Annotated in this window: 25 protein-coding genes; 12 read left to right on the top strand and 13 right to left on the bottom strand. The window is 61.0% G+C overall.

The genetic code is table 11. The features are described from left to right. The first annotated feature begins 3 nt into the window (after positions 1 to 3). Genes AC2FNL_RS15125 through AC2FNL_RS15115 form a run of 3 tightly spaced genes read left to right on the top strand, consistent with a single transcriptional unit; the run spans position 4 to position 1,437 of the window. Entirely contained in the window at positions 4 to 441 is a 438-nt protein-coding gene (locus AC2FNL_RS15125) for a nitrate reductase cytochrome c-type subunit (RefSeq protein ID WP_170339556.1), read from the top strand. Between the two features lie 30 nt (positions 442 to 471). Continuing rightward, positions 472 to 1,167 (top strand): NapC/NirT family cytochrome c, encoded by a 696-nt coding sequence (locus AC2FNL_RS15120; protein ID WP_170585062.1) that lies wholly within the window; start codon positions 472 to 474, stop codon positions 1,165 to 1,167. Between the two features lie 12 nt (positions 1,168 to 1,179). Then, complete coding sequence (locus AC2FNL_RS15115) at positions 1,180 to 1,437, top strand: hypothetical protein (protein WP_093964456.1); 258 nt, start codon at positions 1,180 to 1,182, stop codon at positions 1,435 to 1,437. A 15-nt stretch (positions 1,438 to 1,452) separates the two neighbouring features. On the opposite strand, the gene AC2FNL_RS15110 is transcribed toward AC2FNL_RS15115, so the two are convergent. The 3 genes from AC2FNL_RS15110 to AC2FNL_RS15100 form a co-directional block, all read right to left on the bottom strand. Then, positions 1,453 to 1,923 carry a phage holin family protein gene (locus tag AC2FNL_RS15110; RefSeq protein ID WP_496834153.1) on the bottom strand — a complete coding sequence of 157 codons (471 nt, stop codon included), beginning with the start codon at positions 1,921 to 1,923 and terminating at the stop codon, positions 1,453 to 1,455. 11 nt (positions 1,924 to 1,934) lie between these two features. After that, positions 1,935 to 2,210 (bottom strand): hypothetical protein, encoded by a 276-nt coding sequence (locus AC2FNL_RS15105; protein ID WP_496834152.1) that lies wholly within the window; start codon positions 2,208 to 2,210, stop codon positions 1,935 to 1,937. Positions 2,211 to 2,282: 72 nt separating this feature from the next. Beyond that, positions 2,283 to 3,365 (bottom strand): AI-2E family transporter, encoded by a 1,083-nt coding sequence (locus AC2FNL_RS15100; RefSeq protein ID WP_496834151.1) that lies wholly within the window; start codon positions 3,363 to 3,365, stop codon positions 2,283 to 2,285. Positions 3,366 to 3,538: 173 nt separating this feature from the next. Here AC2FNL_RS15100 and AC2FNL_RS15095 point away from each other — a divergent pair, with 173 nt between their 5' ends. The 4 genes from AC2FNL_RS15095 to AC2FNL_RS15080 all read left to right on the top strand — a co-directional run bounded on the left by AC2FNL_RS15095 (position 3,539) and on the right by AC2FNL_RS15080 (position 9,212). Beyond that, positions 3,539 to 5,032 (top strand): BCCT family transporter, encoded by a 1,494-nt coding sequence (locus AC2FNL_RS15095; protein WP_496834150.1) that lies wholly within the window; start codon positions 3,539 to 3,541, stop codon positions 5,030 to 5,032. Between the two features lie 474 nt (positions 5,033 to 5,506). Next, entirely contained in the window at positions 5,507 to 6,961 is a 1,455-nt protein-coding gene (gene xylB / locus AC2FNL_RS15090; protein ID WP_496834149.1) for a xylulokinase, read from the top strand. After that, positions 6,958 to 7,914, top strand: a complete 957-nt coding sequence (locus tag AC2FNL_RS15085; protein ID WP_496834148.1) for an aldose epimerase family protein — start codon at positions 6,958 to 6,960, stop codon at positions 7,912 to 7,914. Before xylB ends, AC2FNL_RS15085 begins: the two co-directional genes overlap by 4 nt. Continuing rightward, entirely contained in the window at positions 7,911 to 9,212 is a 1,302-nt protein-coding gene (locus tag AC2FNL_RS15080) for a cytochrome-c peroxidase (protein ID WP_496834147.1), read from the top strand. The genes AC2FNL_RS15085 and AC2FNL_RS15080 overlap by 4 nt, the downstream gene beginning before the upstream one ends. On the opposite strand, the gene AC2FNL_RS15075 is transcribed toward AC2FNL_RS15080, so the two are convergent. Beyond that, positions 9,213 to 10,724 carry a CRTAC1 family protein gene (locus AC2FNL_RS15075; protein WP_170339574.1) on the bottom strand — a complete coding sequence of 504 codons (1,512 nt, stop codon included), beginning with the start codon at positions 10,722 to 10,724 and terminating at the stop codon, positions 9,213 to 9,215. It abuts the gene before it with no gap. Then, the gene (locus AC2FNL_RS15070) at positions 10,714 to 11,931 is read right to left on the bottom strand and encodes an ROK family protein (RefSeq protein WP_480752527.1); all 1,218 of its coding nucleotides are present in this window, start codon (positions 11,929 to 11,931) and stop codon (positions 10,714 to 10,716) included. The genes AC2FNL_RS15075 and AC2FNL_RS15070 overlap by 11 nt, the downstream gene beginning before the upstream one ends. 151 nt (positions 11,932 to 12,082) lie before the next feature. Between AC2FNL_RS15070 and xylF the strand changes: the two genes are divergently transcribed. The 4 genes from xylF (at position 12,083) to xylA (ending at position 16,584) form a co-directional block, all read left to right on the top strand. Then, positions 12,083 to 13,102: a D-xylose ABC transporter substrate-binding protein gene (gene xylF / locus AC2FNL_RS15065; RefSeq protein WP_496834146.1), complete on the top strand. Its 1,020-nt coding sequence runs from the start codon at positions 12,083 to 12,085 to the stop codon at positions 13,100 to 13,102. A gap of 63 nt (positions 13,103 to 13,165) precedes the next feature. Continuing rightward, positions 13,166 to 14,464, top strand: a complete 1,299-nt coding sequence (locus AC2FNL_RS15060) for a sugar ABC transporter permease (protein ID WP_496834145.1) — start codon at positions 13,166 to 13,168, stop codon at positions 14,462 to 14,464. A gap of 71 nt (positions 14,465 to 14,535) precedes the next feature. Continuing rightward, positions 14,536 to 15,267, top strand: coding sequence for an ATP-binding cassette domain-containing protein (locus tag AC2FNL_RS15055; RefSeq protein ID WP_093965003.1), 732 nt, complete (start codon positions 14,536 to 14,538; stop codon positions 15,265 to 15,267). Positions 15,268 to 15,276: 9 nt separating this feature from the next. Beyond that, positions 15,277 to 16,584 carry a xylose isomerase gene (xylA, locus tag AC2FNL_RS15050; RefSeq protein ID WP_496834144.1) on the top strand — a complete coding sequence of 436 codons (1,308 nt, stop codon included), beginning with the start codon at positions 15,277 to 15,279 and terminating at the stop codon, positions 16,582 to 16,584. Between the two features lie 170 nt (positions 16,585 to 16,754). Here the strand turns inward: xylA and AC2FNL_RS15045 are convergent, their stop codons facing one another. Both AC2FNL_RS15045 and AC2FNL_RS15040 read right to left on the bottom strand, forming a co-directional pair. After that, complete coding sequence (locus AC2FNL_RS15045) at positions 16,755 to 17,564, bottom strand: glutathione S-transferase family protein (protein ID WP_496834143.1); 810 nt, start codon at positions 17,562 to 17,564, stop codon at positions 16,755 to 16,757. Between the two features lie 5 nt (positions 17,565 to 17,569). Continuing rightward, positions 17,570 to 18,013, bottom strand: a complete 444-nt coding sequence (locus tag AC2FNL_RS15040; RefSeq protein ID WP_496834142.1) for a cupin domain-containing protein — start codon at positions 18,011 to 18,013, stop codon at positions 17,570 to 17,572. Positions 18,014 to 18,124: 111 nt separating this feature from the next. Here AC2FNL_RS15040 and AC2FNL_RS15035 point away from each other — a divergent pair, with 111 nt between their 5' ends. Then, the gene (locus AC2FNL_RS15035; protein WP_496834141.1) at positions 18,125 to 19,054 is read left to right on the top strand and encodes a LysR family transcriptional regulator; all 930 of its coding nucleotides are present in this window, start codon (positions 18,125 to 18,127) and stop codon (positions 19,052 to 19,054) included. Between the two features lie 23 nt (positions 19,055 to 19,077). Here AC2FNL_RS15035 and AC2FNL_RS15030 read toward each other — a convergent pair whose 3' ends face one another. From AC2FNL_RS15030 to AC2FNL_RS15005, 6 genes are read right to left on the bottom strand one after another with little or no spacing between them, the layout of a single operon-like run. Next, positions 19,078 to 19,818 (bottom strand): energy transducer TonB, encoded by a 741-nt coding sequence (locus tag AC2FNL_RS15030; protein WP_496834140.1) that lies wholly within the window; start codon positions 19,816 to 19,818, stop codon positions 19,078 to 19,080. Continuing rightward, positions 19,815 to 20,210 carry an ExbD/TolR family protein gene (locus AC2FNL_RS15025; RefSeq protein ID WP_176432503.1) on the bottom strand — a complete coding sequence of 132 codons (396 nt, stop codon included), beginning with the start codon at positions 20,208 to 20,210 and terminating at the stop codon, positions 19,815 to 19,817. Before AC2FNL_RS15025 ends, AC2FNL_RS15030 begins: the two co-directional genes overlap by 4 nt. After that, positions 20,207 to 20,578 carry a biopolymer transporter ExbD gene (locus AC2FNL_RS15020; protein ID WP_496834139.1) on the bottom strand — a complete coding sequence of 124 codons (372 nt, stop codon included), beginning with the start codon at positions 20,576 to 20,578 and terminating at the stop codon, positions 20,207 to 20,209. The genes AC2FNL_RS15025 and AC2FNL_RS15020 overlap by 4 nt, the downstream gene beginning before the upstream one ends. Then, on the bottom strand, positions 20,568 to 21,233 hold the full coding sequence (locus tag AC2FNL_RS15015; RefSeq protein WP_496834138.1) for a MotA/TolQ/ExbB proton channel family protein: 666 nt from the start codon (positions 21,231 to 21,233) through the stop codon (positions 20,568 to 20,570). Before AC2FNL_RS15015 ends, AC2FNL_RS15020 begins: the two co-directional genes overlap by 11 nt. A 4-nt stretch (positions 21,234 to 21,237) precedes the next feature. After that, positions 21,238 to 21,684 (bottom strand): hypothetical protein, encoded by a 447-nt coding sequence (locus AC2FNL_RS15010; RefSeq protein ID WP_496834137.1) that lies wholly within the window; start codon positions 21,682 to 21,684, stop codon positions 21,238 to 21,240. 23 nt (positions 21,685 to 21,707) lie between these two features. Beyond that, positions 21,708 to 23,681, bottom strand: coding sequence for a TonB-dependent receptor domain-containing protein (locus AC2FNL_RS15005; protein ID WP_496834136.1), 1,974 nt, complete (start codon positions 23,679 to 23,681; stop codon positions 21,708 to 21,710). Between the last annotated feature and the right edge of the window lie 238 nt (positions 23,682 to 23,919).

Genomic DNA, 23,919 nt, shown 5'->3' with positions numbered 1-23,919 from the left:
AAGATGAAAAAATCAATAGCGACAGGCGCAATAGCCCTGATCCCTGTTCTTCTTGTGACCGGGCTTGCCTTTGCGCAATCCGCGTCCGTGACCACGTTGCGAGGCGTGGATATCGATGATCCGGCCATCCTAGATGATGTGCACCGCAACATCGAAGGGCGCATGCAGCGCAACTATCGCCAGCAGCCGCCGCTGATTCCGCACAAGATCGACCAGTACCAGATCGACATCCGCACCAATCAGTGCCTGTCCTGCCACGACTGGACCAAGGCCGGTGAGCGCAACGCGCCGACCCTGTCGATGACCCACTATCTGGATCGCGAAGGCAACGAGCTCGATCAGATCGCGGGCACCCGGTATTTCTGCAACCAGTGCCATGTGCCGCAGGCGGATGCGCCGGCCCTGGTCGACAACCTGTTCCAGCCCTCGGCCGGAAACTGATCCAGCTTTGGACTGAAAGGAGCACCAAATATGGCAGACTCTCCTGAAAAGCGCGGCTTGATCGGCCGCATCTGGGCGTGGATCTGGACTCCGGCCGCCGCGTTCAGCGCAGGCTTTCTGGTTCTGGCGGGCTTTCTGGCCGGCATCCTGTTCTGGGGTGGGTTCCACTGGACCCTTGAGATGACGAATACCGAAGAATTCTGCGTCTCGTGCCACACGATGGAAACCAACCTTGGCGAATACCGGGAAACGATCCACTACAACAACCATTCCGGCGTACGGGCCATCTGTTCCGATTGCCACGTGCCCAAGGAATGGAGCTTCAAGATCGAAGCCAAGATCATGGCAGTGAAAGACGTCTATCACGAGCTGGTCGGCACCATCAGCACGCCCGAGAAATACGAGGATCACCGCCTGCAGATGGCCTCGGCCGTGTGGAAAAAGATGAAGGCCTCGGACAGCCGCGAATGCCGCAACTGTCACAATTTCGAATACATGGACTTCACCATTCAGGAGACGCGCGCCGCAAACGAACACCAGCGTGCGATCGACGAGAACATGACCTGCATCGACTGCCACCAGGGCATCGCGCACAGCCTGCCGCCGGGCTATCTGGAGGAGTATCAGAAAGTGGTCGCCTCGCTGGATCCGGTGACCGGCACCGAGGTGGCGCAGAGTACCGGCGCGGCCGAGATCCGGTCATTTCTGAACAGCACATCCGACTAGGAGTGGCACGACATGCTTGAGATTCTTGGAACAATCGGCGGCAACATCCTGAGCCTGCCCGGCATTCTGGGCCTTGCGGTGGGCATGATGACCCGCCAACTGTGGTTGGCCGCGACCATGGGCGCGGTGATCGGAATACTGGAAACGCTGGCTTTTGCGCATTGGACCTTTGCCAAGGTCGAGCCCATGGAACTGATCATCGGCGTTTTGGTCGGTGTGTGCGCCAGCAGCATTGGTTGTCTGATCCGCCAAAAAGGAGCGACGGTCTAGGGCGGCAGTCGCCGCCTACTCTTTGCGGTTCTTCAGGTGTTTCAGAACGGCGCTTGCGATCATTGTCACCAACCCGGGGGCAATCGTTCCCAGAGGGTCGCGCGAGACGGTTTTCAGGTCGCGAACCGTCTCGCGAGCCTCTGACATCATGTCTTGAACCTCGGCCTCGATATCGCCGATCGCCATGTCGCGCAGCTCTGCTACTGGCGTAGTGTCGGCCTCGGCGCTGACCGAGTTGGCGATGGCCGCGAGTATCAGCGCCACGATCAGGTTGATCATGGCGATGACCAGTGCAGCCAACGGCTTGGTCATCACTGACGCCAGAGCAAGATAGCCTGCGACATTCAGCATGATTATGGCCAACCCGCCCGCCAATCCGGCTGCGGCGAAAAAGCCTGCGCGTTTGGCCAAGACGGTCATGTTCCGCTGAGCGATCAGCCGTTCGGTGCGCAGGATGATGGAAATGTTTCGGGAAATACGGCTCATCTGACTGTCTCCTACCTGGACCGACCGATCAAGTAGCCCAGAGCAAAAACGCCTAGGGCGAACAGGATGGCTTTCTTGTGTGCCATGGCATCCAGCTCGGCCAGCGCGGTCTCTATCTCACCGGACCAGTCTTCGAACTCGGCCGACAACTTATCGGGAATGTCCTGGACGGCCTCTTTCACCTTTTCGCCCGCGTTGCGCGCGCCCGACTTTTTGTCCTCGGCCTGCTCCTCAAGCTGTCGCTTCAACTCAGCGACCTGCTGTTCAAGTTCCGCTTTGGTAACCATTGGCGTTGTCCTTTCGTGAAGCGGCCAGTCGCGCGGGCGATGGGCCGATAATCCGGTTTGGCGGCATCGAGATCAGTCTTTGGGACCCACGCGGCCATCGCCCGACATAAGTATGGCGATGGGGCGTGTGGCTGGAATGTGGGTCAGAATGATCATGATGCAGACAGTGATCGGCACGCTCATCAGCGCACCTGGAATGCCCCAGATCGCGGTCCAGAATGTCAGAGCCAGTATGACCATGAGCGGGGACAGGTTCAGGCTTTTGCCCAGCAAGGTCGGCTCGAGAATATTGCCGACCGAGAATTGCACGGCCCCGCACCCCAACAACACCATCAGGAACGGGCTGAGTTCCTCGAACTGGACAAGAGCGACCAGAGAGGGCAGGGCGACACCGATGATCGAGCCGACCGTGGGAATGAAATTCAACAGAAAGGCCAGAACCGCCCAGGTCTCGGCGAAATCCAACCCGACCGCCCACATGACAAGAAAGCTGCCGAACCCGGTTAGCGCGCTGACGAAAGTCTTGATCCCGACATAGCGCTGGATGCTGGCGGACGTGCTGTGCAGCACGTTGCGAACTTTGTTGGCAAGAGTTGGATCCGAGATCGCGAGGTCAATCTTGGTCTGCATCGGCAGGCGTTCGACCAGCATGAACGGCACATAGAGCAGCACAAGGAAAAAGGCGCTGAGAAAGGCGCCAGCGGACCCGATGATGCTGCCGGCAAAACCCGACAGGTTGATCTGGCTCAGCGCCTTCTGGGCCGCGGCATAGTTCTCGTTGCCGACGAGGGCGACAAGTTTTGCCAGAATACCGGACAGGCGCTCTTCGTATTTCGGAAAAGCCTCGGACACCAGACCGGCCTGGCTGGACAGGATCGACAGGATGATCAGCAATCCAAACAGGATCAGGCACAAGGCCCCAAGATGCGCCATCCATTTCGGTACGGAATGGCCCAGAATGACGATCCGGTGGATCCGGTCAGATGTTGCAGTGAGCAGCACAAACAACAGTATGGCGAAGGAAAGCGGTATCAGAACCGAGGACGCCAGCACCAATGACGCGATGGTCAGAAACAGCAGAACAACCAGCTGATACCAGAAGGTCAGCCCAAGCTTGCCCGCGCGCTGGTTGTCGGCCTTGGGTTGAGTTGCCATGCACGTCTCCTGCGGGCTCAGCGCCGTTGCGGCCCGCCACCGTTGGTCGGTTCCGCCATTAGGCACAGATATTCGGCTGTTCTCAAACAAAATTCTCGAAAGAGTTGATTTCTGGACAGGTTGCAAGCGGGTCTCTACGCTCGGCTTTGGATCAAATCCAAGGACCAAAGCCCATGCGCCGCACATCTACCAACTCGCTGCTTGTCATCGCGCTTGCGATCAGCGCAGGCATTGCGATTTGGGGTCTTGTCGACCCGGCGGGGCTGGGCCGGTTGGCGTCTGCCGCGGTTGCGACGCAGTTCGTAAGCCGGGGTTGGTTCATCATGCTCGAGGCCAGCGGCCTGTTGTTCGTTGCGCTGTTTCTGGCCTTTTCGCGCTTTGGGCGCATCCGGTTGGGGCCGGATGGTGCCGAGCCTGAGTTTTCGACTCCCGCATGGATCGCCATGCTGTTCGCGGCCGGGATGGGGGTTGGGCTGCTGTTTTATGGTGCGGCCGAGCCGCTGACTCATTTCGAAGAGCTCAGAAAATACGAGCCAGATCCGAGGGCCGCCGGAAACGCTCTGTTCGTAACCTACCTGAACTGGGGCTTTCATGCCTGGGCAATCTACGGGGTGGTCGGTCTGATCATTGCCTATTTCGCCTTCCGCCGTGGGGGCACTCTGCTGCTGAGCGCGCCGTTGAACGACGCTCTGGGGTCGGCCCCGTGGGTACGGGCGATGGGCTGGGGCTGTGATCTTCTGTCAATCGTCGCCATTGCCGTGGGGTTGGCTGGCTCGCTGGCCATGGGGGTGTTTCAGGTGCAAACCGGGCTGGCCGGATTGCTTGGCGTGGCGGATTCGGCGGCTCTGACGCTTCCGGTCTTTTTCGCCATGTGTGTGGCCTTTGTCATCCCTCTGCGCCGGGATTTGGGGGACGGCATGGCCAAACTGTCCAATGCTGCGATGCTTATCGCCGTGGCAATGATGATCTATCTGTTGATCCTTGGCCCCACCTCATACCTGATGAACGGTATCGTGAGCGGCTTCGGGCGATACGTGTTCCACGTTCTGCCCGCAGGGTTTGCCACGGCCGAGTTCTTTGGTGACGACCTCGTCAACTGGTTCCAGGATTGGACTCTGAACTACATGATCTGGTGGCTGGCCTGGTCGCCATTCGTCGGTATCTTCATCGCCCGGATTTCCCGGGGTCGAACGATCCGGGCGTTTCTTTTGGGTGTGATCGTCGCGCCAACCTTGTTCTCGATCCTTTGGTTTGGCGTGTTTGGTGGGCTTGGTTTTTTTGACGCGCTGCGGCAGCAAGGTTCCTTGTCCGTGGTCAATCAGCAGAACCTGGATGCGACCACATTCGCTTTGCTTCAGCGGTTTCCACTGTCGGGGCTAACGCAGACAGCGACCATCGTCGCGGCGTTTCTGTTTATGGTCACCAGCGTCGTCAGCGCCGGATTTACCCTTGCGATGATCGGAACCGGTGGAGATGAAAACCCGTCTCCCCGGATCCGCACGGTGTGGGGGGCAATTCTGGGTGCGTTGGGGCTTGCCATGGTCTTTGTCGGAGATATCGGGCTGGTGCGATCTGTCATCGCAATTTCGGCGATCGCCTTTGTTTTCATCGTTCCGGTTCTGGTGGTCTGTCTGTTCCGGGTGCTGGCGCTGGAGGAAGGGCCATGACAGGCGAGTTTCTGGATACCGTTCTGAACGTCACCGTCTTTCTGTACCTGGGCTTTCTGATCTGGCTGTACCTGCGCCCGGATCCTTGAGGCTTGCTCGCCGGGAAAGGGGATGTCACCATCCGTCAAACCTGATGGACGTAACCCAAAGAACGCGCGCGTTTTTCTTGCTGGTCGAAATTCAGACATGCCTCATGCTGGCGTCGTCATGCAACGAGACACCCACCTTGATCTCGGAGATATAGGGCAGCATCCGCTAAAGTTGGCAACCTGTAGCGAACTACGTCTTCAGCGCGCAAACAGCGTTTTGGCGGAGAACCTTTTGATCTGCTGCCGATCAAAGAAGCCGGGTGAGGGCCGGGCATTCCGCCCTATTTGCGTCGCATGAATATGAACGCCGGATTCCGGTGTTGACATTTTCTGATCTCGGTTAATAATTTTACCAACTAAAATAATGTGGGTGAGGGCGCGTCTCGTGTATCTGGGTTTGGATCTGGGGACCTCGGGTCTCAGGGGAATTCTTGTGGACGAGGCCGGGCAGGTTCTGGCCGAGGCCGAGGCTGAGATCGCCACGTCGAACCCGCAACCGGGCTGGTCCGAACAAGCCCCGCAGGACTGGATCGACGCCTGTGTAACCGTAATGGGCCGACTGCGTGAGACGAACGGCGATGCGCTGGCGCAACTGCGGGCGATCGGACTGAGCGGCCATATGCACGGCGCAACGTTTTTGGATCGGGACGGCGCCGTCCTGCGGCCGTGCATTCTGTGGAATGACACCAGATCCGCGCAAGAGGCCAAAGAATTGGACCAGACCCCCGGGATGCGCGAGATCACGGGCAATATCGTGTTTCCCGGGTTCACCGCGCCCAAGCTGGAATGGGTCCGTGCCCATGAACCCGACCTGTTCGCCCGGACCGCCATGGTGTTGTTGCCGAAGGATTATCTGCGGTTCTGGCTGACCGGGGAGTATGTCAGTGACATGTCCGACAGCGCGGGAACGTCCTGGCTGGATGTCGGCGCGCGGGACTGGTCGGACAGGGCGCTGGAGTTGGGTCACATGAGGCCCGATCAGATGCCGCGGCTGGTCGAGGGCACCGACCCCGGTGGCGAGCTGCGGGAGGAACTGCTTCGGGAATGGGGGCTGTCCGGCCCGGTTGTGGTCGCTGGCAGCGCTGGCGACAACGCCGCGGCCGCTTGCGGTATCGGCAGCATCGACGAGGGGGCCGGGTTTTTGTCCCTTGGCACCTCGGGTGTGCTGCTGATGGCCCGGAACAGCTATGCACCGGCGCCCGAGACAGCGGTTCATTGCTTTTGCCATGCGGTGCCTCACCGGTGGATACAGATGGGCGTCATCCTGTCGGCGACCAACAGCCTGAACTGGCTGTCGCGCAACCTCGGCCAGCCGGTCGAGGCGCTGGCCGGGGCGCTTCCCGCCCAGCCAAGCGGGCCGTCGGCGCTGACCTTTCTGCCCTACCTGTCCGGCGAGCGGACGCCGCACAATGACAGCGCCATCCGAGGGGCTTTTCTGGGCCTCGACATCGCCTCGGGGCCGGCGGATCTGGTGCAGGCGGTGATGGAGGGCGTCGGTTTCGCAATGCGCGATTGCCTTGAGGCACTGAGGAGCACAGGCACCGAACCGTCGCAGTTGATTGCCGTAGGTGGCGGTGCGCGGTCCCGGTATTGGCTTCAGACCATCGCCACCACGCTGAATGTGTCGCTGGCCCTGCCCAAGGGGAGCGCATTCGGGGCTGCAACTGGTGCCGCGCGGTTGGCCATGTGCGCCGCCGGGGACGCAACGCCCGAACAGGTCATGACCTCGCCAGAGATCGACGCCATCATTGAACCGCAGAGTGATTTGACCGAAGCCTATGACAGCGCCTACAGACGATACAAAGCGTATTACACGGCCCTGGCGCCATTGGCTGGATGATGAACAAAAGTCGCACTGATTGCACTGATATCCCGGTTATCGTCCTGCAAGACGGGGACATGCGGGTGTCATTGCTGGGCTATGGGGCGATCACGCAAGGGTGGTGGTACAAGGGCCAACCGCTGATCCTTGGCTATGACGACCCGACCGAATACCTGAACGACCCGTTCTATCTGGGCGCGCTCGTCGGGCGGGTCGCCAACCGGATCGGCGACGCAGGGTTCGATTTGGACGGCACCCATAATGCGCTGATTGCGAACGAAGGGTCGAATACGCTGCATGGGGGGCATGAAGGGCTTTCGCGCCAGTTTTGGCAGATCGAGCAGCTCTCGCCGCGCGAGTCGGTGCTGGTCCATGTCTCGCCTCAAGGCGTGGGCGGATTTCCGGGGGCTGTGTGCTTCGAGGTCAGGGTCCGGTCGGAATTCCCTCGCCTGACATATTCGATCTCCGCCTGGCCGGACAGGCCGACCCCGATCAGCATCGCGCAACACAACTACTATACGTTGGGGTCTGCTCAAGGCATCTCCGAGCACCGATTGCAGTTGGCGTCGGATCGTCACTTGGAGCTGGACGATCAGGGGATACCGCATGGCGGGGTCGTCGACTCTGCATCGGTCGGGCTGGATTTCTCGACCTCTCAACCGATCGGACAGGCCGCCATGGACCTCGATCATTTCTTTCTGTTCCGCACCCGCGGTATGGTGGCCCAACCGATGGCCACCCTTGCGGCGCCGTCGGGTCTGACGATGACGGTCCATTCCGATCAGCCCGGGGCGCAGGTCTACTCTGCCGCCCATCTGTCCGCGCCATTTGCGCCGCATGCCGGGGTCTGTATCGAACCATCAGGCTATCCGAATGCGCCGAACGTTCCCGCGTTCCCCTCGATCATTTATACGCCCGACAAGCCGTATCACCAGACGCTGATACTTGAGATCTCCGAGGCAGGGGCATGAGCGTGATCCGTTCCTTATCGGCCTTGGCTGTTCTCGCCAGCTTTGCCACCGGGACAGCGGCCCAGAACCTGGGCCCGCCTCCCGAGTTCATCGAGCCCGACCTTGCCATCGTGGAACTGGGTCAAATGCTGTTCTACGACCCGATCCTTTCGGGAAACGAAAACATCAGTTGCGCCACCTGCCACCACCCAAGGTTCGGGACCTCGGACGGGATGTCGCTGGGCATCGGAGAAGGCGGGGTGGGGCTGGGCAGCGCCCGCGGGCTTGGGTCCGACAACCTGCCCGAACAGCGCATCCCGCGCAATTCCCCGGCCCTCTGGAACCTTGGCGCGACCGAGTTCACGACGTTCTTTCACGACGGCAGGCTCGAGGATGATCCAGAGCAACCTTTCGGCATCAGAACGCCGTTGGGGCAGCATATGCGGCCGGGGTTCCGCTCTGCACTGGCGGCTCAGGCCATGTTCCCGGTTCTGTCGCCGGATGAGATGGCCGGACATTACTCGGAAAACCCGATCAGCAAGGCGGTGCGGCTGGGCCTTCTGACGCAACAGGGTGGTGCATGGGACCTGATCGCCGGGCAGGTGGCTGCGGTTCCGGAATATCAAAGGATGTTCCGCGACGTGACCCCCGAAAAGGAGGTCTCGTTCGTAGCCATCGCCAACGCGATTGCCGATTTTATCGCCTTTGAATGGCGTGCCGACAACAGCCCCTTTGATCGCGCGATGCGCGGAGAGGAACCTCTGCCGCCCGACGCGGTGCGCGGCATGCAGCTGTTTTACGGCAAGGCCGGTTGCGGATCGTGCCATTCGGGGTGGTTTCAGACCGACCACGGGTTTTATGCGATCGCGATGCCGCAGATCGGCCCGGGAAAGGCTGCTCGGTTTGAAAACCACGTCCGAGATGATGGCCGACTGCGCGTAACCGGTGCAGCCGAAGATGCGTTTGCGTTCCGAACGCCGTCGCTGCGCAATGTCACGCTGACTGCGCCCTATGGCCACGATGGCGCCTATGCTCGACTCGAGGACGTGGTTAGGCACCACCTTGACCCCGAAGGCGCGTTGCGGCGCTACTCGATCGAAATGGCAGAGCTGCCCGCCTTTCCCGGAGCCGATGATCAACGGCCGCTACAGGATCCGGCCTTGGTCGATGCCATCGCCGCGGCCAATGAGTTGCAACCGATTGCGCTGTCAGATGCAGAGATTGACGACATCCTGAGTTTTCTGGCCGCGCTGGAGGATCCCGCCGAACGGCTGGGTGTACCACAGCGGGTGCCCAGTGGGCTGCCAGTCGACAAGTGATCAGCGCCGCAGTCGGATGATCCGGTTGGTGTCGTATGTCTCCCAGTCCGAGGGGTCTCCGCCGGGCCAGACAACACGAGTGTCCACGGTCTTGGCATTGCCCAGACCGAAATGCTGCGGCCCGGCCATCCCGCTGGCATGGCCGCCGCCGATCGTGATCTCGCGGGTCTGAATTCCGGCAGCGGTCCGGACTTCGACAAAGGCACCGATGGCCTGCGAATTGACGTCATGCTGGCCCAGATCCACCATGATCCAGTTCCCCGCGGCGGGCTGGTTCTGATAGATTTCGGCCGGTGATCCGCGATTGACCACAACCAGGTCCAGCCAGCCGTCATTGTTCAGATCATGCAGTGCGGCGCCGCGAGATTTTGCCATCGATGCCACACCGGCCTCAGCCGCGGATTCGAAAAACTGACCGGATTCCAGCTGCAGCAACAGGCTGTTGGGGTCGTCCTGCGCCGCATCCGGCATCTGCTCGACATTGCCCTTGGCGACGAAAATGTCGTCACGCCCATCGTTGTTCACATCCGCGAATTGCGCGTGCCAACCGGTCGATGGTCGCCCGTCCGCGCCGATGTGCGGCCGGTGTGCGGTCGTGCCCTTGTCATAGGTCGCATCACGCCATGTAGGACCGCCGGCTTCGGGGTCGAAAATCTGGAACTTTTGATCTCCCATCGAGGTCAGGTAGACATCGGGATAGCCATCCCCCGTCAGATCGCGCGACGCGATGCCCATGCCCCAGATCGAATAGGGCAGCCAGCCTTCGGCTTGATCATACAGGCGCGGAGTATCTTCCATCGCCCACATCTGTTCCTGTCCGTCTCGGACATAGTAGTGCCGATCGTTGCTGATCCGCAGATCCGCGCGCCCGGTCCGGCCCCAATCCGAGAACAAAGCCGACAGCGCACAGTATCCGGGTTCCAGCCGAACGGGCGGGCCATAGGTTTCGCCAAGGGGGCGGTACAGCAGAGTGGGGCCGCATGCCTCGAATGGGCCATTCGGATTATCGCGGTCCACATAGGTTCCGAAGGCCAGAGTGGGCAGTGTCTGCCCGGGTTCCCATGTTGCCGAGAAGGCCGTGGTCCAATGGTCATCGGAGTTAAAACCAAGCCCCGCGAATGGGCTGAACCGGCAATCGGGCCCACCTTTGAGCAACAGGTCCGCCCCAACGCGCAGAACCACAAGGTCCAGGATGGCGTCGCCGTCGATGTCCATCGGGTAGGCGCCGGTCACACCTGTCAGTGACAGCGGCTCCGGCGTGTTTGCCTGAAAGGAGATTTGCGCCTGAGAGGTGTTTCGGAACAGCTGCGATGGGTTCGCCCCACCAGCAAGGAAGAGTTCCGGCAAGCCGTCCCCGCTGCAGTCGAAAACCGCGACGCCGCCACCCACAAAATGCTCCCAGCCGCCGTCGTAGACATGAGAGGGAATGTCGATCGGTTGATATCGGGGGATGGCAGGATCGGCACTGGCGGTCGTGGCGAAGGCCGCCACCAAGGCGAGTTCAGCTCGCATGGGCTGCGATCTCTTGCACCTTTAGGATCGACACTTGTTCGATCCCGTAGGCCGCCGCGCCCTTGGCCCACATGAGGTCGCCCCAATGATGTACCTTGATCTCGGGCAGGGCGGTGTCGACATTCACAACTCCGTTTCGAATGCGCGCCATCACGTCGTCCGAACACAGGTGCTCAAAGCTGACCTGGGCTCCGGACAGAATGATGCAATCGGGGGCAAACAGATTGATGAGGTTGGACAGGCCCAAGCCAAACATCTGGCCCGCGCGGGCCAGAACGGAAATCGCCCGTTGGTCCCCGGCGTGCGCGCGGTCGTGAATGTCGGAAACGGTTTCCAGCGCGCTGCTTTGCCCGGCGACCGTCATTTCTCGGATCAATGCATAGTCGCCGACATAAGCCTCGAGGCATCCCCGTTGCCCGCATTGGCACAGCGCCCCGTCCAACTGGACCTTGGCGTGCCCGAATTCGGCCCCGCAGCCATGGTTGCCCCGGAACAGCTTGCCGTCCAGAACGATGCCCAGTCCGACACCGTGTTCGATCGTGACGACAAGAAAGTTCGACAGGCCCTTGCCCAAGCCGAAGAGCTGTTCGGCCTTGGCCACCAGGTTTGCATCGTTTTCAATGAAGGCCGGGCAGGGCAGGCCTTCGTCCAGAAACGCGGCGAAGTTCACATTGCGCTCGGTGATCGAAGATGACCAGTGCACGAAATTCCTCTCGGCATCGACCAAACCGGCGATGCCTATGGAAACACCTGAAAGCCCGTCGATCGTACGGTCGATCTTTGCGCAGGTCTCCTCAAGCGCAAGGCGCACGGTGCGGACGAAATCGCGTGGAGACATTCTGGCATCTTGCAGGGCGTACATGTGCGAGGTGACTTCGTTGCCTTCGAAATCGACCAGAATGACCGAGATGACCTGACGCGCGACCTTGAGGCCCGCCACAAGATAGGAGGGCCCGTCCAGTTGCAGAAGAACCCGCGGCCGCCCGCGTTTGGCCGATCTGGAATGCGCCTCGCCCTCGGTCTCTCGGACCAGGCCGGCGGAAATCAGGTCAGCGGTTGCGGCGGTGACGGTGGCCGGGCTGGTCTGCAGGGCCGATGCGATATCGATCCGCGAAATCGACCCCTTGGTTCGGATATGCTCCAACACCCGAAGGCGCGTGGCATTCCGTTGGTCCAGCGAGTTTTGAGAAGCCTTGCTTTTCAGCATCTTGTCTCCGCGAATCTTCTGTTGGCCTCAATCTATTGGGATTTGGAGCCTGCGAACAGAGTAAATATTTTACCCACTGAAATAAATATGATACGCAGAAATACGAGGGCCGCGAATCATGACGCGATGGCCCCATCAACGGGAGGAAATCATGAAACGAATTCTCATTTTTTCAGCTGCTGTTGCCATGGTTGGCTCGGCTGTCTTTGCCGAGCCGGTCGTCGGCGTAAGCTGGTCCAACTTTCAGGAAGAGCGCTGGAAAACGGACGAAGCGGCAATCAAGTCTGCGCTTGAGGCCGGTGGGGCCGAATATATCTCGGCGGACGCCCAGTCGTCCTCGGCCAAGCAGCTGTCCGACATCGAAAGCCTGATCGCACAGGGTGTGGACGCCCTGATCATTCTGGCGCAGGACGCGCAGGCCATCGGTCCGGCCGTACAGGCCGCCGCGGATGAGGGCATTCCCGTCATCGCCTACGACCGCCTGATCGAGGACGATCGCGCGTTCTACCTGACCTTCGACAATGTCGAAGTGGGGCGCATGCAGGCGCGCGCCGTGTACGAGGCGATGCCCAAGGGCAATTACGTAATGATCAAGGGTTCGCCTACGGATCCGAACGCGGACTTCCTGCGCGGTGGCCAGCAGGAAATCCTTCAGGCGGCGCTGGACAGCGGTGACATCGTGATCGTTGGTGAAGCCTATACCGATGGTTGGTTGCCCGCCAATGCGCAGCGGAACATGGAACAGATCCTGACCGCCAATGAAAACAAGGTCGATGCGGTTGTCGCCTCGAATGACGGGACCGCAGGTGGTGTTGTCGCGGCGCTGACCGCGCAGGGCATGGAAGGTATCCCAGTGTCGGGTCAGGATGGCGATCACGCCGCGCTGAACCGCGTGGCCTTGGGTACGCAGACCGTTTCCGTCTGGAAGGACGCCCGCGAACTGGGCAAGGCAGCCGGCGAGATTGCCGTCGCACTCAGCAGTGGCACCGATCCGTCGGAAATCGACGGAGTGGTCAGCTGGACCTCGCCGGGTGGAACGACGATGAATTCCGTCTTCCTGGCTCCGGTTCCGATTACCAAAGACAATCTGTCGGTTGTTGTGGATGCCGGTTGGATCGCGCTGGAAGATCTGTGCCAAGGCGTCGAGAACGGCCCAGCACCCTGCAACTAAACTCCAAAGTCCTCGGCCTGCATGGGCGGGCCGGGGACCCTTGCTGAACTTGAAAGATCGGAAATGATCGAAACTTCGTCTCAGCCGATACCTCAGAAAACCAAGCCAAGCCTGTTCCAACAGCTGGAACTGGACATGCGGCTTTTGGGTATGATCGGCGCATTCGTGATCCTGTGCATCGGGTTCAATATCGTCACTGACGGACGGTTCCTGACGCCCCGCAACCTGTTCAACCTGTCGATCCAATCGGTTTCGGTGGCGATCATGGCCTGTGGTATGGTGTTCATCATCGTAACCCGGCACATCGACCTGTCCGTTGGCGCGTTGCTGGCGACTACCTCGGCGGTGATGGCCATGACGCAGACCGAGTTGTTGCCGCGCGTGTTGGGGATGGGTCTGGACCATCCCGCCACCTGGATCATCACCATCCTGGTCGGTCTTGCCATCGGAACGCTGATCGGAGCGTTTCACGGCTGGATGGTCGGTTACCTGACGATTCCGGCGTTCATCGTGACTTTGGGAGGCTTTCTGGTCTGGCGCAACGTCGCCTGGTATCTGACCAGCGGGCAGACAATCGGGCCGCTGGACAGCAATTTCCTGATGTTCGGGGGAACGAACGGAACCTTGGGAACAACGGCAAGCTGGCTGTTCGGGTTGTTTGCGGCGGCCATTGCGATCTGGGCGCTGTGGGGCAGTCGCCGGGCCAAGGCGGCGCATGGCTTCCCGGTCAAACCCGTCTGGGCCGAGGCAACGCTCGCCGGTATCATTGCGGCGAGCATCCTGGGATATGTGTACATCCTGAACAGCTATGCCATTCCGACCCGCCGGTTGCAGCGTATGTTCGAAGCCCGTGGCGAGACGATGCCCGAGGGACTGATCGTCGGGTACGGCATCCCGATCTCGGTCCTGATCCTGATCATCGTCGCCGTGACCCTGACGGTCGTGGCCCGCAAGACCCGGTTCGGACGCTATATCTTCGCGACCGGCGGCAACCCGGACGCAGCCGAACTGTCGGGTATCAATACCCGCCTGCTGACCGTCAAGATCTTTGCGCTGATGGGCTTCCTTTGCGCGGTTTCGGCGGTGGTCGCCTCGGCGCGGCTGGCGAACCATTCCAACGACATCGGAACACTGGACGAACTGCGGGTGATCGCGGCAGCGGTCATTGGCGGAACCGCTCTGTCCGGCGGGATCGGCACCATCTATGGCGCGATTCTTGGTGCGTTGATCATGCAGGCGCTGCAGTCGGGCATGGCCATGGTCGGCGTGGATGCGCCGTTCCAGAACATCGTCGTCGGCAGTGTGCTGGTTCTGGCCGTCTATATCGACATCGTCTATCGCAAGCGATTGGGTGGAAAATGACGCAAGCGCAGGAAACTCAGAAAACGCCGCCGGCATCCGGTCGCGGATCCGGGCAACCACCTCTGGTCGAGATGCGAGACATTTCGATCTCGTTCGGAGGGATCAAGGCCGTCGACCAAGTCTCGGTCGACCTGTATCCCGGCGAGGTGGTGGGACTGCTGGGGCACAACGGGGCTGGCAAATCGACGCTGATCAAGGTCCTGTCCGGAGCCTATCAGATGGACCACGGGCAGATCCTGATCGATGGCAAACCGGTCGAGATCAACAACCCGCGCGACGCGCGGGCCAACAATATCGAGACGATCTACCAGACCTTGGCCTTGGCTGACAATCTGGACGCCACCTCGAACCTGTTCCTGGGACGCGAAATGACTACGCCTTTCGGTCTGGTCAACGACGCGGCGATGGAGGCCGAATGCCGTAAGATCATGGCGCAGCTGAACCCCAATTTTCAGAAGTTCAACGATCCGGTTTCGGCTCTGTCCGGAGGCCAGCGACAGTCGGTGGCCATCGCGCGTGCAGTCTATTTCAACGCCCGCATCCTGATCATGGACGAACCGACGGCCGCCTTGGGCCCGCACGAAACGCAAATGGTGGCCGATCTGATTCACCAGCTCAAGGCGCAGGGGATCGGAATTTTCCTGATCGACCACGACGTCCATGCGGTCATGGATTTGTGTGATCGGGCCTCGGTCATGAAGAACGGCAAGCTGGTCGGCACGGTCGATATCGCGGACGTGACCGACGACGATCTGCTGTCGATGATCATTCTGGGCAAGCAGCCCGGGCAAAACTCGGAATAGGGGGCAGGTATGACAAGCGGTTTCTTCGAGGGTATCGAAAAGGTCCGGTACGAAGGCGTAGACAGTCGGAACCCGCTGGCGTTCCGTCATTATGACCCGGACGAAATGGTGTTGGGCAAGCGCATGGAGGACCATCTGCGCTTTGCCGTCGCCTGGTGGCACTCTTTCGCATGGGAGGGCGGAGATCCGTTCGGTGGTCCGACCCTTGTACGCCCGTGGCACCCGCAAGACGACATGGCGCGCGCCCGGATGAAGGCCGATGTCGCCTTTGAGATGTTTGAAATACTGGGTCAGCCCTATTTCTGCTGGCACGACGCGGATATTCGACCCGAGCAGGGCAGCTTTGCCGAAAACCTGCGCACGCTCGAGGAAATCACCGACTATATCGGTGAAAAGATGCAGGCGTCGGGAACCAAGTTGCTTTGGGGTACCGCCAATATGTTCAGCCATCGCCGCTGGATGGGGGGTGCCAGTACGAACCCTGATCCGGAGGTCTTTGCCTTTGCCGCAGCAACCGTGAAATCCTGTATGGACGCGACCCACAAGCTGGGTGGCGAGAACTACGTTTTGTGGGGGGGGCGCGAAGGCTACGAGACGTTGCTGAACACCGATCTGAGGCTGGAACTGGACCATATGGGACGGTTCCTGAACATGGTGGTCGACTACAAGCACAAGATCGGGTTCAAGGGCACCATTCTGGTCGAGCCGAAGCCACAGGAACCCTCCAAGCACCAATACGACTATGACGCCGCAACCTGCATCGGGTTTCTCAGGAAATACGGGCTGGAAGACGAAGTGAAGCTGAACCTGGAACAGGGCCACGCGATTCTGGCGGGCCACAGCTTTGAACATGAGATCGCAGTGGCGGCGGCCGAGGGTATGCTGGGTTCGATCGACATGAACCGGAACGATTATCAATCTGGATGGGACACGGACCAGTTTCCCAACAACGTGCCCGAAGTCGCGTTGGCCTACTACTACATCCTCAAGGCCGGAGGGTTTTCGACCGGGGGCACGAATTTCGACGCCAAGATCCGCCGCCAGTCGATCGACCCCGAGGATCTTGTCGCGGCGCATGTGGGCGGCATGGACGTCTGTGCCCGCGGATTGAAGGCCGCGGCCGCGATGATCGAGGATGGCGGGCTTGATGCCGCGTTGACCGACAGATATTCCGGATGGGACAGCCCGGAGGCGCAATCCATGCTTGCCTCATCGCTGGATGAAATCGCGGCCCGGGTGTTGGCCGAAGGTATCAATCCCGAGCCTCGATCCGGAAGGCAGGAGCGGTTGGAGAACTACGTCAACATGTTCGTCTGACGGCTGTAGGTTCAACAGTTTCGCACCCAGAAGCCTCGGATTGGTTCGGTTTCATCAGCCGGTACTCGTGACGTAGGACCGGCTGTGCGCCACCGGGCCATATCCGAATGCGTGTTGTGGGCGTCGGTCCTCCGCGGAGGGGGGCCAATCGACCCGGGTGCCTTCTGGCTTCAATCAGATGCCGGGACTACCAGCCCAAGTTCTTTGTCCGATGCCGTCCCGGCGTATTTGTCCCGCGGTGGCATTGGCCTCGACTTCCAATGTGGCTCGAACGCAAAGCTCGACACTTTGCGGCCGCCCACCAACGCTCCGTTTCCGGCACCCAAGGCATAGTCGTAGTAGAGTTTCACGATTTCTTCTTGTGTCACCTGCCCCGTGGCCTCATGGGCCATGCAGGCGGCTTTCCAGTCTCGGACCCTGTCGTACTCGCCGTTTTGCGGGAGTTCGAAGTCCTCGTAATATTCCAGAAACCAGAAGCGTTGGAACATCGGTGTGAATACCGCCTCGGCCAACCCGAACTGATCGAACAGAAAAACACCGTTCGGGTTGTGGGTCAGGAGAAAGTCATTGAGGTCACGATATAGCGCGAGCAGTTTTTCGTTGTGGGCGTCTTTCTGCGCGGGGTCCTGGTTCATCACATAGACGTAGCCGGTCATGGTGAAGGCGCCTTCTTTGGCAATCAGCATCGACTCGACCGCATGCTCGGCCGGGTCGGTGCGCCGCAGCGTTGGCCCTTCGAGCATTTCATCGAGATAGCGCAGGATCACGAGGCTCTCCTTGATGATCTGCCCATCCGGAGTCTCGAGAACCGGCAGAGCGGTCGTTCCGCGCGTTTTCTTCAGCAGTTCTGGATCGCGGGGTTTGGTGATGTCCACGACGCGGAACTCTACCCGGTCCCGCATCCCCCGCAACGCCAGCAGAATTTCAAGCCGCTGTGAAAAGGGACACACGGGAATATGGTAGACGATGTGCTGGGTCATGACGTTCAATCCAATGGTGGGCCAGTAAATGACAGGTTGTACTTGGCGGCTACGGCCTCGATGTCAGGCATGTCTTCCGGAATTTTGTACTGGGCCGTTGCCATGGCGTGGAAGAAGCCCTCGAAACCTCCCGGTGTGAGAATGACAAGGTGACGGCTGGGCTCATCACCGATGACCTTGAACGTGTGTTCTTTTCCGCGGGCTATGAAGATGCTTTCGCCCGGGCCGACACGTGTTTCGATACCTTCGACCCAGACTTTGCAGACACCGGTCAAAATCACGAAGACTTCGTCCTCGGCGTGATGGATGTGCCGTGGCGGACCGCTTCCGACCGGCGAAAGGCTGTCTACAATCGACATGGCACCACCGGCTTCGGCGGAGTCCAGAATTGTTTTGTAATGAACGCCCTGCCATTCGAGCGTGGCGTCATCAACCAGATGATCATGCATCGCTTCTGTCCTTTGATCCGACATGAAACGAAAGCGCTTTCGGTACCTTACTTGTAGGCGCAAAAAACGGTATCAATCTAACGAAAGTTCATAATACGCGGTATTACCGACATGAATTTCGCAACGCTTGATCTGAACCTGCTCCGTGTTCTTGACGCGATTCTGGCGGCGGGGTCCACCACCAAGGCAGGGGAAAGACTTGGGGTCTCGCAATCCGCAGTGTCGAATGCGTTGAACCGCCTGCGGCACGCCTTGGGTGACGATCTGTTTGTGCGGCGGGGAAATCAGCTTGTCCCAACGGATTTTGCGGTTTCGATCAAGGACGGGCTGCGTGAGGAACTCAATCGACTGGAAAGTCTGCTGAGCCGCAATGATGACTTTGACCCCAGGCAGGCATCCGAAACTTTCAAGATCGCGGCCAGCGACTTTTTCGCCGAGCTGCTGATGCCCGGCCTTGGGGGCGTTCTGAATCGCAAGGCTCCGAAAATGGTCGCGCAATTGGTGGACCTTGTTCCCGAGAACTATGTCGAGAGCCTTGAGCGTTACCATGCTGATCTGGCGTTGATCCCGGATACAGATTCTCCGGATTGGATCAGCCGAGAGGTGCTGTTCCGTTCGTCCTTCATGGTCGTCGGTCGCGTTGACAATCCGTTCCTTGCACAGATCGAAGACGGCACCGAGCTTCCGATGGAAACGTTCTGCGCCTTGTCGCATGTGCTGTTTTCACCCGAGGGCAAACTGGCGGCGATGGGTGATGCGGCTCTGGCGAAAGTTGGTCGGAAAAGGCACGTCGCGATGACGCTTCCGGTGTTTTCAGGGGTGTGCCGAGTGGTCAGTGCAAGCGATCTTGTGGCCTTGGTGCCTTCTCAACTGGCCAGGAAGTTTGCGCCGGAGTTCGGCCTGAAGGTTCTTGCCCCGCCGTTCGAAATCGAACCCGTCAACATCATCGCTATCTGGCACAGACGATCGGATGCAAATCCGATGGCAAAATGGATGCGGCAACAGGTGTTCGATCTGCTGAAGCCGCTGGACACCAGGTAGTCGGATTAGCATGGTTTGAGTTTCTATTTGCTGACGATTTCCATCGAATAGGCGCGGCGGGCCGAGGCCGGCGGCGGCGGGAAGGGCGCGGCAGCCCGGACCTGTGCCAGTGCGACCTGATCCAGCCGGGACGAGCCCGAGCTGCGGGCAACGCTGACCGAAGCCAGCGCGCCGTTGTCGGCGATGCGAAAGGCCACCAGAACCGAGCCTTGGATTTTCACGCTTTTGCGCCGGGCTCGCAGAATCTTGCGCTTGACCAAACCAGAATACGTGCTGGCCTCGGCATTGCCCTGCTCCTGCGCGGCGCGGTTCGTCCGTTTCGCCGAGGCCGCCCCGGTCGCCGCCTTGCCGGTGGCGCTGCCCTTTTTACGGCTGACCGCGGCATTGCCGGTCGGGGTGTGTGGTTTGGGAGGCCGCGCCTGCTGCGGCTCAGGTTTTTGCAGGGTCGGCGTATGGGCGCTCTGCCGCTGGGCCGGGGCCTGCGCCTGAAACCTGGTGGCCGGCTGCGCGCGCGCACGGTCCGCCGGGGCCTCTGGCGCGGTCTGTGTCGGGGCAACGGGTGAGTGACGGGTGGTGGCGGGGGGTGTGGCCACGGTTCCGGCCGCATAGTCCCGGAACGAGGACCCCAGCGCCGCAGGGGCAACCGCGCCACCGCCTTCGACGAAAACCGCCTCGTCCGTGTCGAATTCGAACAGGGCGGCGGCGTGGGTCGCGGCGGCTAGCACGACCAGCACGGCGGCCATGATGCGGGATTGCGGGATCATGGCAGGCCCCGCTCGGTCACAACGAAGACCCGGTTGGCGCCCAGGACCCGCAGGGCGTCGCTGACCTGTTTCAACCGCACCGCCGGCAAGGCCCGGTCGGGCACCAGCCGCACGGCATCCAATGGCAGGTCGATCGAGGCGCGCTCGACATAGGCTGCCACATCCGTCAGCTCGGCCCCGCGATATTCCAGCACGCCGTCGGCGCGGATGACCAGCGCATCCGGGGGCTCGCGCCCTTCAAGATCCGCCGTCCGCACCAGTTGCACCGACTGGCCCAGGGGCGGCGCCAGCGTGCCCGCGATCATGAAGAAGACCAGCATCAGAAAGACCACGTTGATCAGGGCGATCGTCGGTTCGCGGCCGGGTTTCGTTTTGGGGGTCAGCCGGATCATCCGATGACCTGCGTGCTGAGGCGGGATACGGGTTCAAGGGCGGTCAGCAAGTCGATCAACTGCTGCGAGGTCGCCCCGGCGCCGAGGCTGATCAAGGCCAGCTGGTCGGTTCGGCCGTCGAACCGTGCGGCAACCGCGTCGGGCCCGACTTCGGTGCCGTCGATCAGGATGCGGTCGTGTTCCAGCTTGATGAAGCGGATAGATCGCTGGGCCTGCGACCCGCCCGCCGCGGCGGTGGTCAGCTCGATCTCGGCGTATTTCGAGAAGGTCGAGGTGAGCATGAAGAACAGCAGCAGCAGAAAGATGACATCGATCAGCGATGTCATGGACAGACGCCGGCGCCGCTTTTTGCGGGTTTCAAGCGCCATGGGCCAGCGCCTCGAACGGCGGGGTGGCCGGGCGTGGCGCGGCGGCGTGGCCGGGGGCAAACACCGTGCGCAGGGCGCGGTTGGCAAAGACCCGTTCGCGGGTCATGCGCGCCTCGAACCAGGTCAGGACCAGCGAGGTGGGCATGGCCACGGCCAGCCCCGCGGCGGTTGTCATCAACGCAACCCAGATGCCGCCGGCCAGCAGCGCCGGATCCACCGCGTTGCCGGCCTCCTGAAGGGTGCGGAAGGCCTCGATCATGCCCAGCACGGTGCCGAACAGCCCCAGCAGCGGCGCAAGCTGCGAGACCATGTCCAGCACGTTCAGCCCGCGTTCCAGCCCGGCAAAGCGCGCCTCGGCCTCGGCATCGGCGCGGTCCATCAGTTCCGGGCCGTGCCCGTCCAGCGCCATGGCGACCACCGGCGCCAGATAGCTGCGGCTTCGGTCCAGATGCGCGCGCGCGGTTGCCCGGTCGTTGCAGTCCCAGGCTTCGATGGCCAGCGACAGCTCGACATGCCGCCCGACCCCGGCGGCCCTGTATTGCCACAGCTTGTAGAGGATCAGCGCCATGGTCGCGACCGAGGTCGCGATCAACACCGCCACGACCGGGCCGCCCAGGTCCAGAATTGCGGTCAGTCTTTGCAGAAACGCATCCATCGGATCATCCAATCAATTCGGTCTCAAGGCGGCTGCGCAGCGTCAGACCGGACAGGCAGGCATCGGCCAGATCACCGGGATAGGCGCAGTCTTGCACTCCGTTGATCAGGATCCGGCTGATCCGATTGCAGGCCAGGCCGGCGAATTTGAACTGGCGCACGCGGGGCCGCCCGGCGGGCAGGTCCTGGAAATCCAGCAGCGTCAGCAGGGCCACTTCGCCTTGCGCGCCGAACAGCACCGTTTCATAGACGGCGCCGCCGATATCGGCGGGGTGGGCGTTTTCGACCACGAAGCTCAGCAGGCAGCCATGATCCTGATTCACGGCCGAGCTGAGCTCGATCGTGACGCCGCCCGCGCCCTGCGTGTCTTCGGCACTGGTCAACCCCGCCCCCGCGATGGGGGGCAGGGCCAGCAGGACCGCCCGAACAAGATTTTGCACAGCTTTTGTCATGACGGGTCCTTTCCCTGAGGGGTTCAGAAGGTCTTGGCCACGGTCAGCTTGAAATTCCGGCCCGGCGAATTGCGGGTCGACAGGTTCGGCTGATAGGCCTTGTCAAAGATGTTCTCGATCCCGGCGCGCAGTTCGAAGCCTGCCAGCGCGCCCTCTTGCGGCAGATAGGTCGCGCGCAGGGTGTTCACCCCGTATCCGGCTACTGGATCGCCCGAGGTATCGAGTCCCGCCTTGGCGCCGAAGATCTCCCAGCTGACATCCAGGGTTTCGCCAAACCGCTTGCCCAGGGTGATCCGCGCCGAATCCGTGGGCTCGTTGCGCCACGGCGATCCGATGCCCGCCGCGCTGAACTCGGTGGCGCTGACGATGTTGGCGTTGAAATCGACGTAGAAGCCCGTGGCATGGGCATAGGAGGCTTCAATCTCGACGCCCTCGGTTTCGACCTTGGACAGGGGCTGGGACGGAGTGCCCGACACGTACGAGGTGATGTCCCACAGATCGGTGCTGTAGACATTGACCTTGGCGCGCAGAACGTCGCCGGCGGCGAAGATGTCGCCGCTGTCATAGGAAATGCCGGCCTCCCAGGTGCGGGATTTCTCGGGCTGGGTCATGTAGAGCGGTGTGCCCAGATCGTCGATGATCGGCAGGCTTTCGGTATAGGCCCCGCCCGCGAATACCGCGAAGCCGCTGGCGAATTCATAACGGGCCGACAGGCCGCCCATCAGCGCGTCGTTGTCATAGCTGCCGTTGAAGGGCGCGGCCGCGTCGCCGTTGCCCTTGATGTCCTGCGTTTCGTACCGCAGCGCGGGCGTGACGGTCAGTTGGTCGCCGAACTGGATGTCGTCAACTGCAAACAGCGCGACGCGACGGTCGGTGCCGCCCGGTGCCGATGGGGCATCCAGCCGCTCGCGCTCGATGAATTCCACCCCGAACCGCAGATCATGCGACGCCGCCCCGGTCTGGAAATACGCGCTGTTCTTGATCGTCAGCTTGGTGGTTTCGTAATTGTGCGTGGCATCGGCCAGCGCCCTGATGCCGGGGAAGAAGGGCGTTCCCTCCAGGCTGGACGAACCGGGTACATAGCTGCTGTCGATGGACTGCTCGGAATAGCTGAGATTGACGTCCAGATCGACCAGATCGTTGCCGGCCGGCCGGTACTGATAGCGCAGAACGGCGATCCGGGTTTCGATGTCGCGGTCCACGTTGCCGAAGGCGTCCGCCGTCGTGCCGAAGGAATCATAGGGCACGTCCCGCTCTTCCGATGTGGACTGATTCCAGGACGCGGTGATCGAGTGTTCAAGGTTGTCGCCAAAGCTGTATTTCCCCTTGGCCAGCAGCGAAGGCAGGGTAAAGGCGCTGTTGCCGATCGTGTCGCCGTTCCCGTCCTTCTGATTGCTTTGGTCGCGATAGGTGTAGTTGAACAGGAATTCGGTCTGCCGGTTGGGTTGCCACGCAAGGATCGACGACGAGGCAAAGCCGCTGCCGTTGGAATACCCCTCGAGTGTCTGGCGGAAGCGGAACCCCGGCTCGCCGCCGGTAAAGTCGGACGCGTCCTTGGTTTCCAGCTGAACCACGCCACCGACGACGCCCGAGCCGTATTCGAAGGACCCGACCGTGCCGCGGATGACCGAGACGCTTTTGTACAGCTGCGGATCGGTGAACAGCTGGTTGCCGATCCGGTACAGTTCTTCCGCGCCGGTGGTGGCGCCGTCGACCAGGATCAGAACCTTCTGGTCGGTGCCGAAGGTGCCGTTGGCTCCGTATCCGCGGATATTGATGCCCGATCCTTGCGGGGTCGAGCCGTTCACCAGGGTGACGCCGGGAACCGAATCGATCAGCTCGGCCACCGTGTTGGCCTGACGGTCATCAATCTCTTCCTGGTCGATATTCGTGACCGGAACCGCGGTGCCGGTCTGGATCTCGCGTTTGCTTTCGCCCAGTTCCAGGGTCCCGAGGAACCCGTCATCCTGTTCCTGCGCCCAAACCATGGACGCCATCAAACCAAGGCAAGAGGCAGTCCCAAGCAGGCCTGCAATATGAGTACGCGCACGCATTTCTGTCCCTTCGAAACAAGTGTGAGGACCGGAGATGCTTGCAGTTCGCTGGCGCTGGTCAGTTTTTTTGCTGTTTTTTTGGAATCGCCTTTTCGCGACGACTTGTGTTCGTTAATAAAGGTGACTAAAACAGTCAACATAGTTTCGTGCCTTTAATTTCGGCATTGCCAGCAGGACGCTG

Source organism: Ruegeria sp. CRTD044, from assembly GCF_059613485.1.
This window is presented reverse-complemented; position numbering and strand designations above follow the sequence as displayed.

What these genes read in the sequence shown, in the direction of transcription:
- AC2FNL_RS15125 (WP_170339556.1), top strand. Translation starts at nt 4, where the DNA reads ATGAAAAAATCAATAGCGACAGGCGCAATAGCCCTGATCCCTGTTCTT.
- AC2FNL_RS15120 (WP_170585062.1), top strand. Translation starts at nt 472, where the DNA reads ATGGCAGACTCTCCTGAAAAGCGCGGCTTGATCGGCCGCATCTGGGCG.
- AC2FNL_RS15115 (WP_093964456.1), top strand. Translation starts at nt 1,180, where the DNA reads ATGCTTGAGATTCTTGGAACAATCGGCGGCAACATCCTGAGCCTGCCC.
- AC2FNL_RS15110 (WP_496834153.1), bottom strand. Translation starts at nt 1,923, where the DNA reads ATGAGCCGTATTTCCCGAAACATTTCCATCATCCTGCGCACCGAACGG.
- AC2FNL_RS15105 (WP_496834152.1), bottom strand. Translation starts at nt 2,210, where the DNA reads ATGGTTACCAAAGCGGAACTTGAACAGCAGGTCGCTGAGTTGAAGCGA.
- AC2FNL_RS15100 (WP_496834151.1), bottom strand. Translation starts at nt 3,365, where the DNA reads ATGGCAACTCAACCCAAGGCCGACAACCAGCGCGCGGGCAAGCTTGGG.
- AC2FNL_RS15095 (WP_496834150.1), top strand. Translation starts at nt 3,539, where the DNA reads ATGCGCCGCACATCTACCAACTCGCTGCTTGTCATCGCGCTTGCGATC.
- AC2FNL_RS15085 (WP_496834148.1), top strand. Translation starts at nt 6,958, where the DNA reads ATGATGAACAAAAGTCGCACTGATTGCACTGATATCCCGGTTATCGTC.
- AC2FNL_RS15080 (WP_496834147.1), top strand. Translation starts at nt 7,911, where the DNA reads ATGAGCGTGATCCGTTCCTTATCGGCCTTGGCTGTTCTCGCCAGCTTT.
- AC2FNL_RS15075 (WP_170339574.1), bottom strand. Translation starts at nt 10,724, where the DNA reads ATGCGAGCTGAACTCGCCTTGGTGGCGGCCTTCGCCACGACCGCCAGT.
- AC2FNL_RS15070 (WP_480752527.1), bottom strand. Translation starts at nt 11,931, where the DNA reads ATGCTGAAAAGCAAGGCTTCTCAAAACTCGCTGGACCAACGGAATGCC.
- xylF (WP_496834146.1), top strand. Translation starts at nt 12,083, where the DNA reads ATGAAACGAATTCTCATTTTTTCAGCTGCTGTTGCCATGGTTGGCTCG.
- AC2FNL_RS15060 (WP_496834145.1), top strand. Translation starts at nt 13,166, where the DNA reads ATGATCGAAACTTCGTCTCAGCCGATACCTCAGAAAACCAAGCCAAGC.
- AC2FNL_RS15055 (WP_093965003.1), top strand. Translation starts at nt 14,536, where the DNA reads ATGCGAGACATTTCGATCTCGTTCGGAGGGATCAAGGCCGTCGACCAA.
- xylA (WP_496834144.1), top strand. Translation starts at nt 15,277, where the DNA reads ATGACAAGCGGTTTCTTCGAGGGTATCGAAAAGGTCCGGTACGAAGGC.
- AC2FNL_RS15045 (WP_496834143.1), bottom strand. Translation starts at nt 17,564, where the DNA reads ATGACCCAGCACATCGTCTACCATATTCCCGTGTGTCCCTTTTCACAG.
- AC2FNL_RS15040 (WP_496834142.1), bottom strand. Translation starts at nt 18,013, where the DNA reads ATGCATGATCATCTGGTTGATGACGCCACGCTCGAATGGCAGGGCGTT.
- AC2FNL_RS15035 (WP_496834141.1), top strand. Translation starts at nt 18,125, where the DNA reads ATGAATTTCGCAACGCTTGATCTGAACCTGCTCCGTGTTCTTGACGCG.
- AC2FNL_RS15030 (WP_496834140.1), bottom strand. Translation starts at nt 19,818, where the DNA reads ATGATCCCGCAATCCCGCATCATGGCCGCCGTGCTGGTCGTGCTAGCC.
- AC2FNL_RS15025 (WP_176432503.1), bottom strand. Translation starts at nt 20,210, where the DNA reads ATGATCCGGCTGACCCCCAAAACGAAACCCGGCCGCGAACCGACGATC.
- AC2FNL_RS15020 (WP_496834139.1), bottom strand. Translation starts at nt 20,578, where the DNA reads ATGGCGCTTGAAACCCGCAAAAAGCGGCGCCGGCGTCTGTCCATGACA.
- AC2FNL_RS15015 (WP_496834138.1), bottom strand. Translation starts at nt 21,233, where the DNA reads ATGGATGCGTTTCTGCAAAGACTGACCGCAATTCTGGACCTGGGCGGC.
- AC2FNL_RS15010 (WP_496834137.1), bottom strand. Translation starts at nt 21,684, where the DNA reads ATGACAAAAGCTGTGCAAAATCTTGTTCGGGCGGTCCTGCTGGCCCTG.
- AC2FNL_RS15005 (WP_496834136.1), bottom strand. Translation starts at nt 23,681, where the DNA reads ATGGCGTCCATGGTTTGGGCGCAGGAACAGGATGACGGGTTCCTCGGG.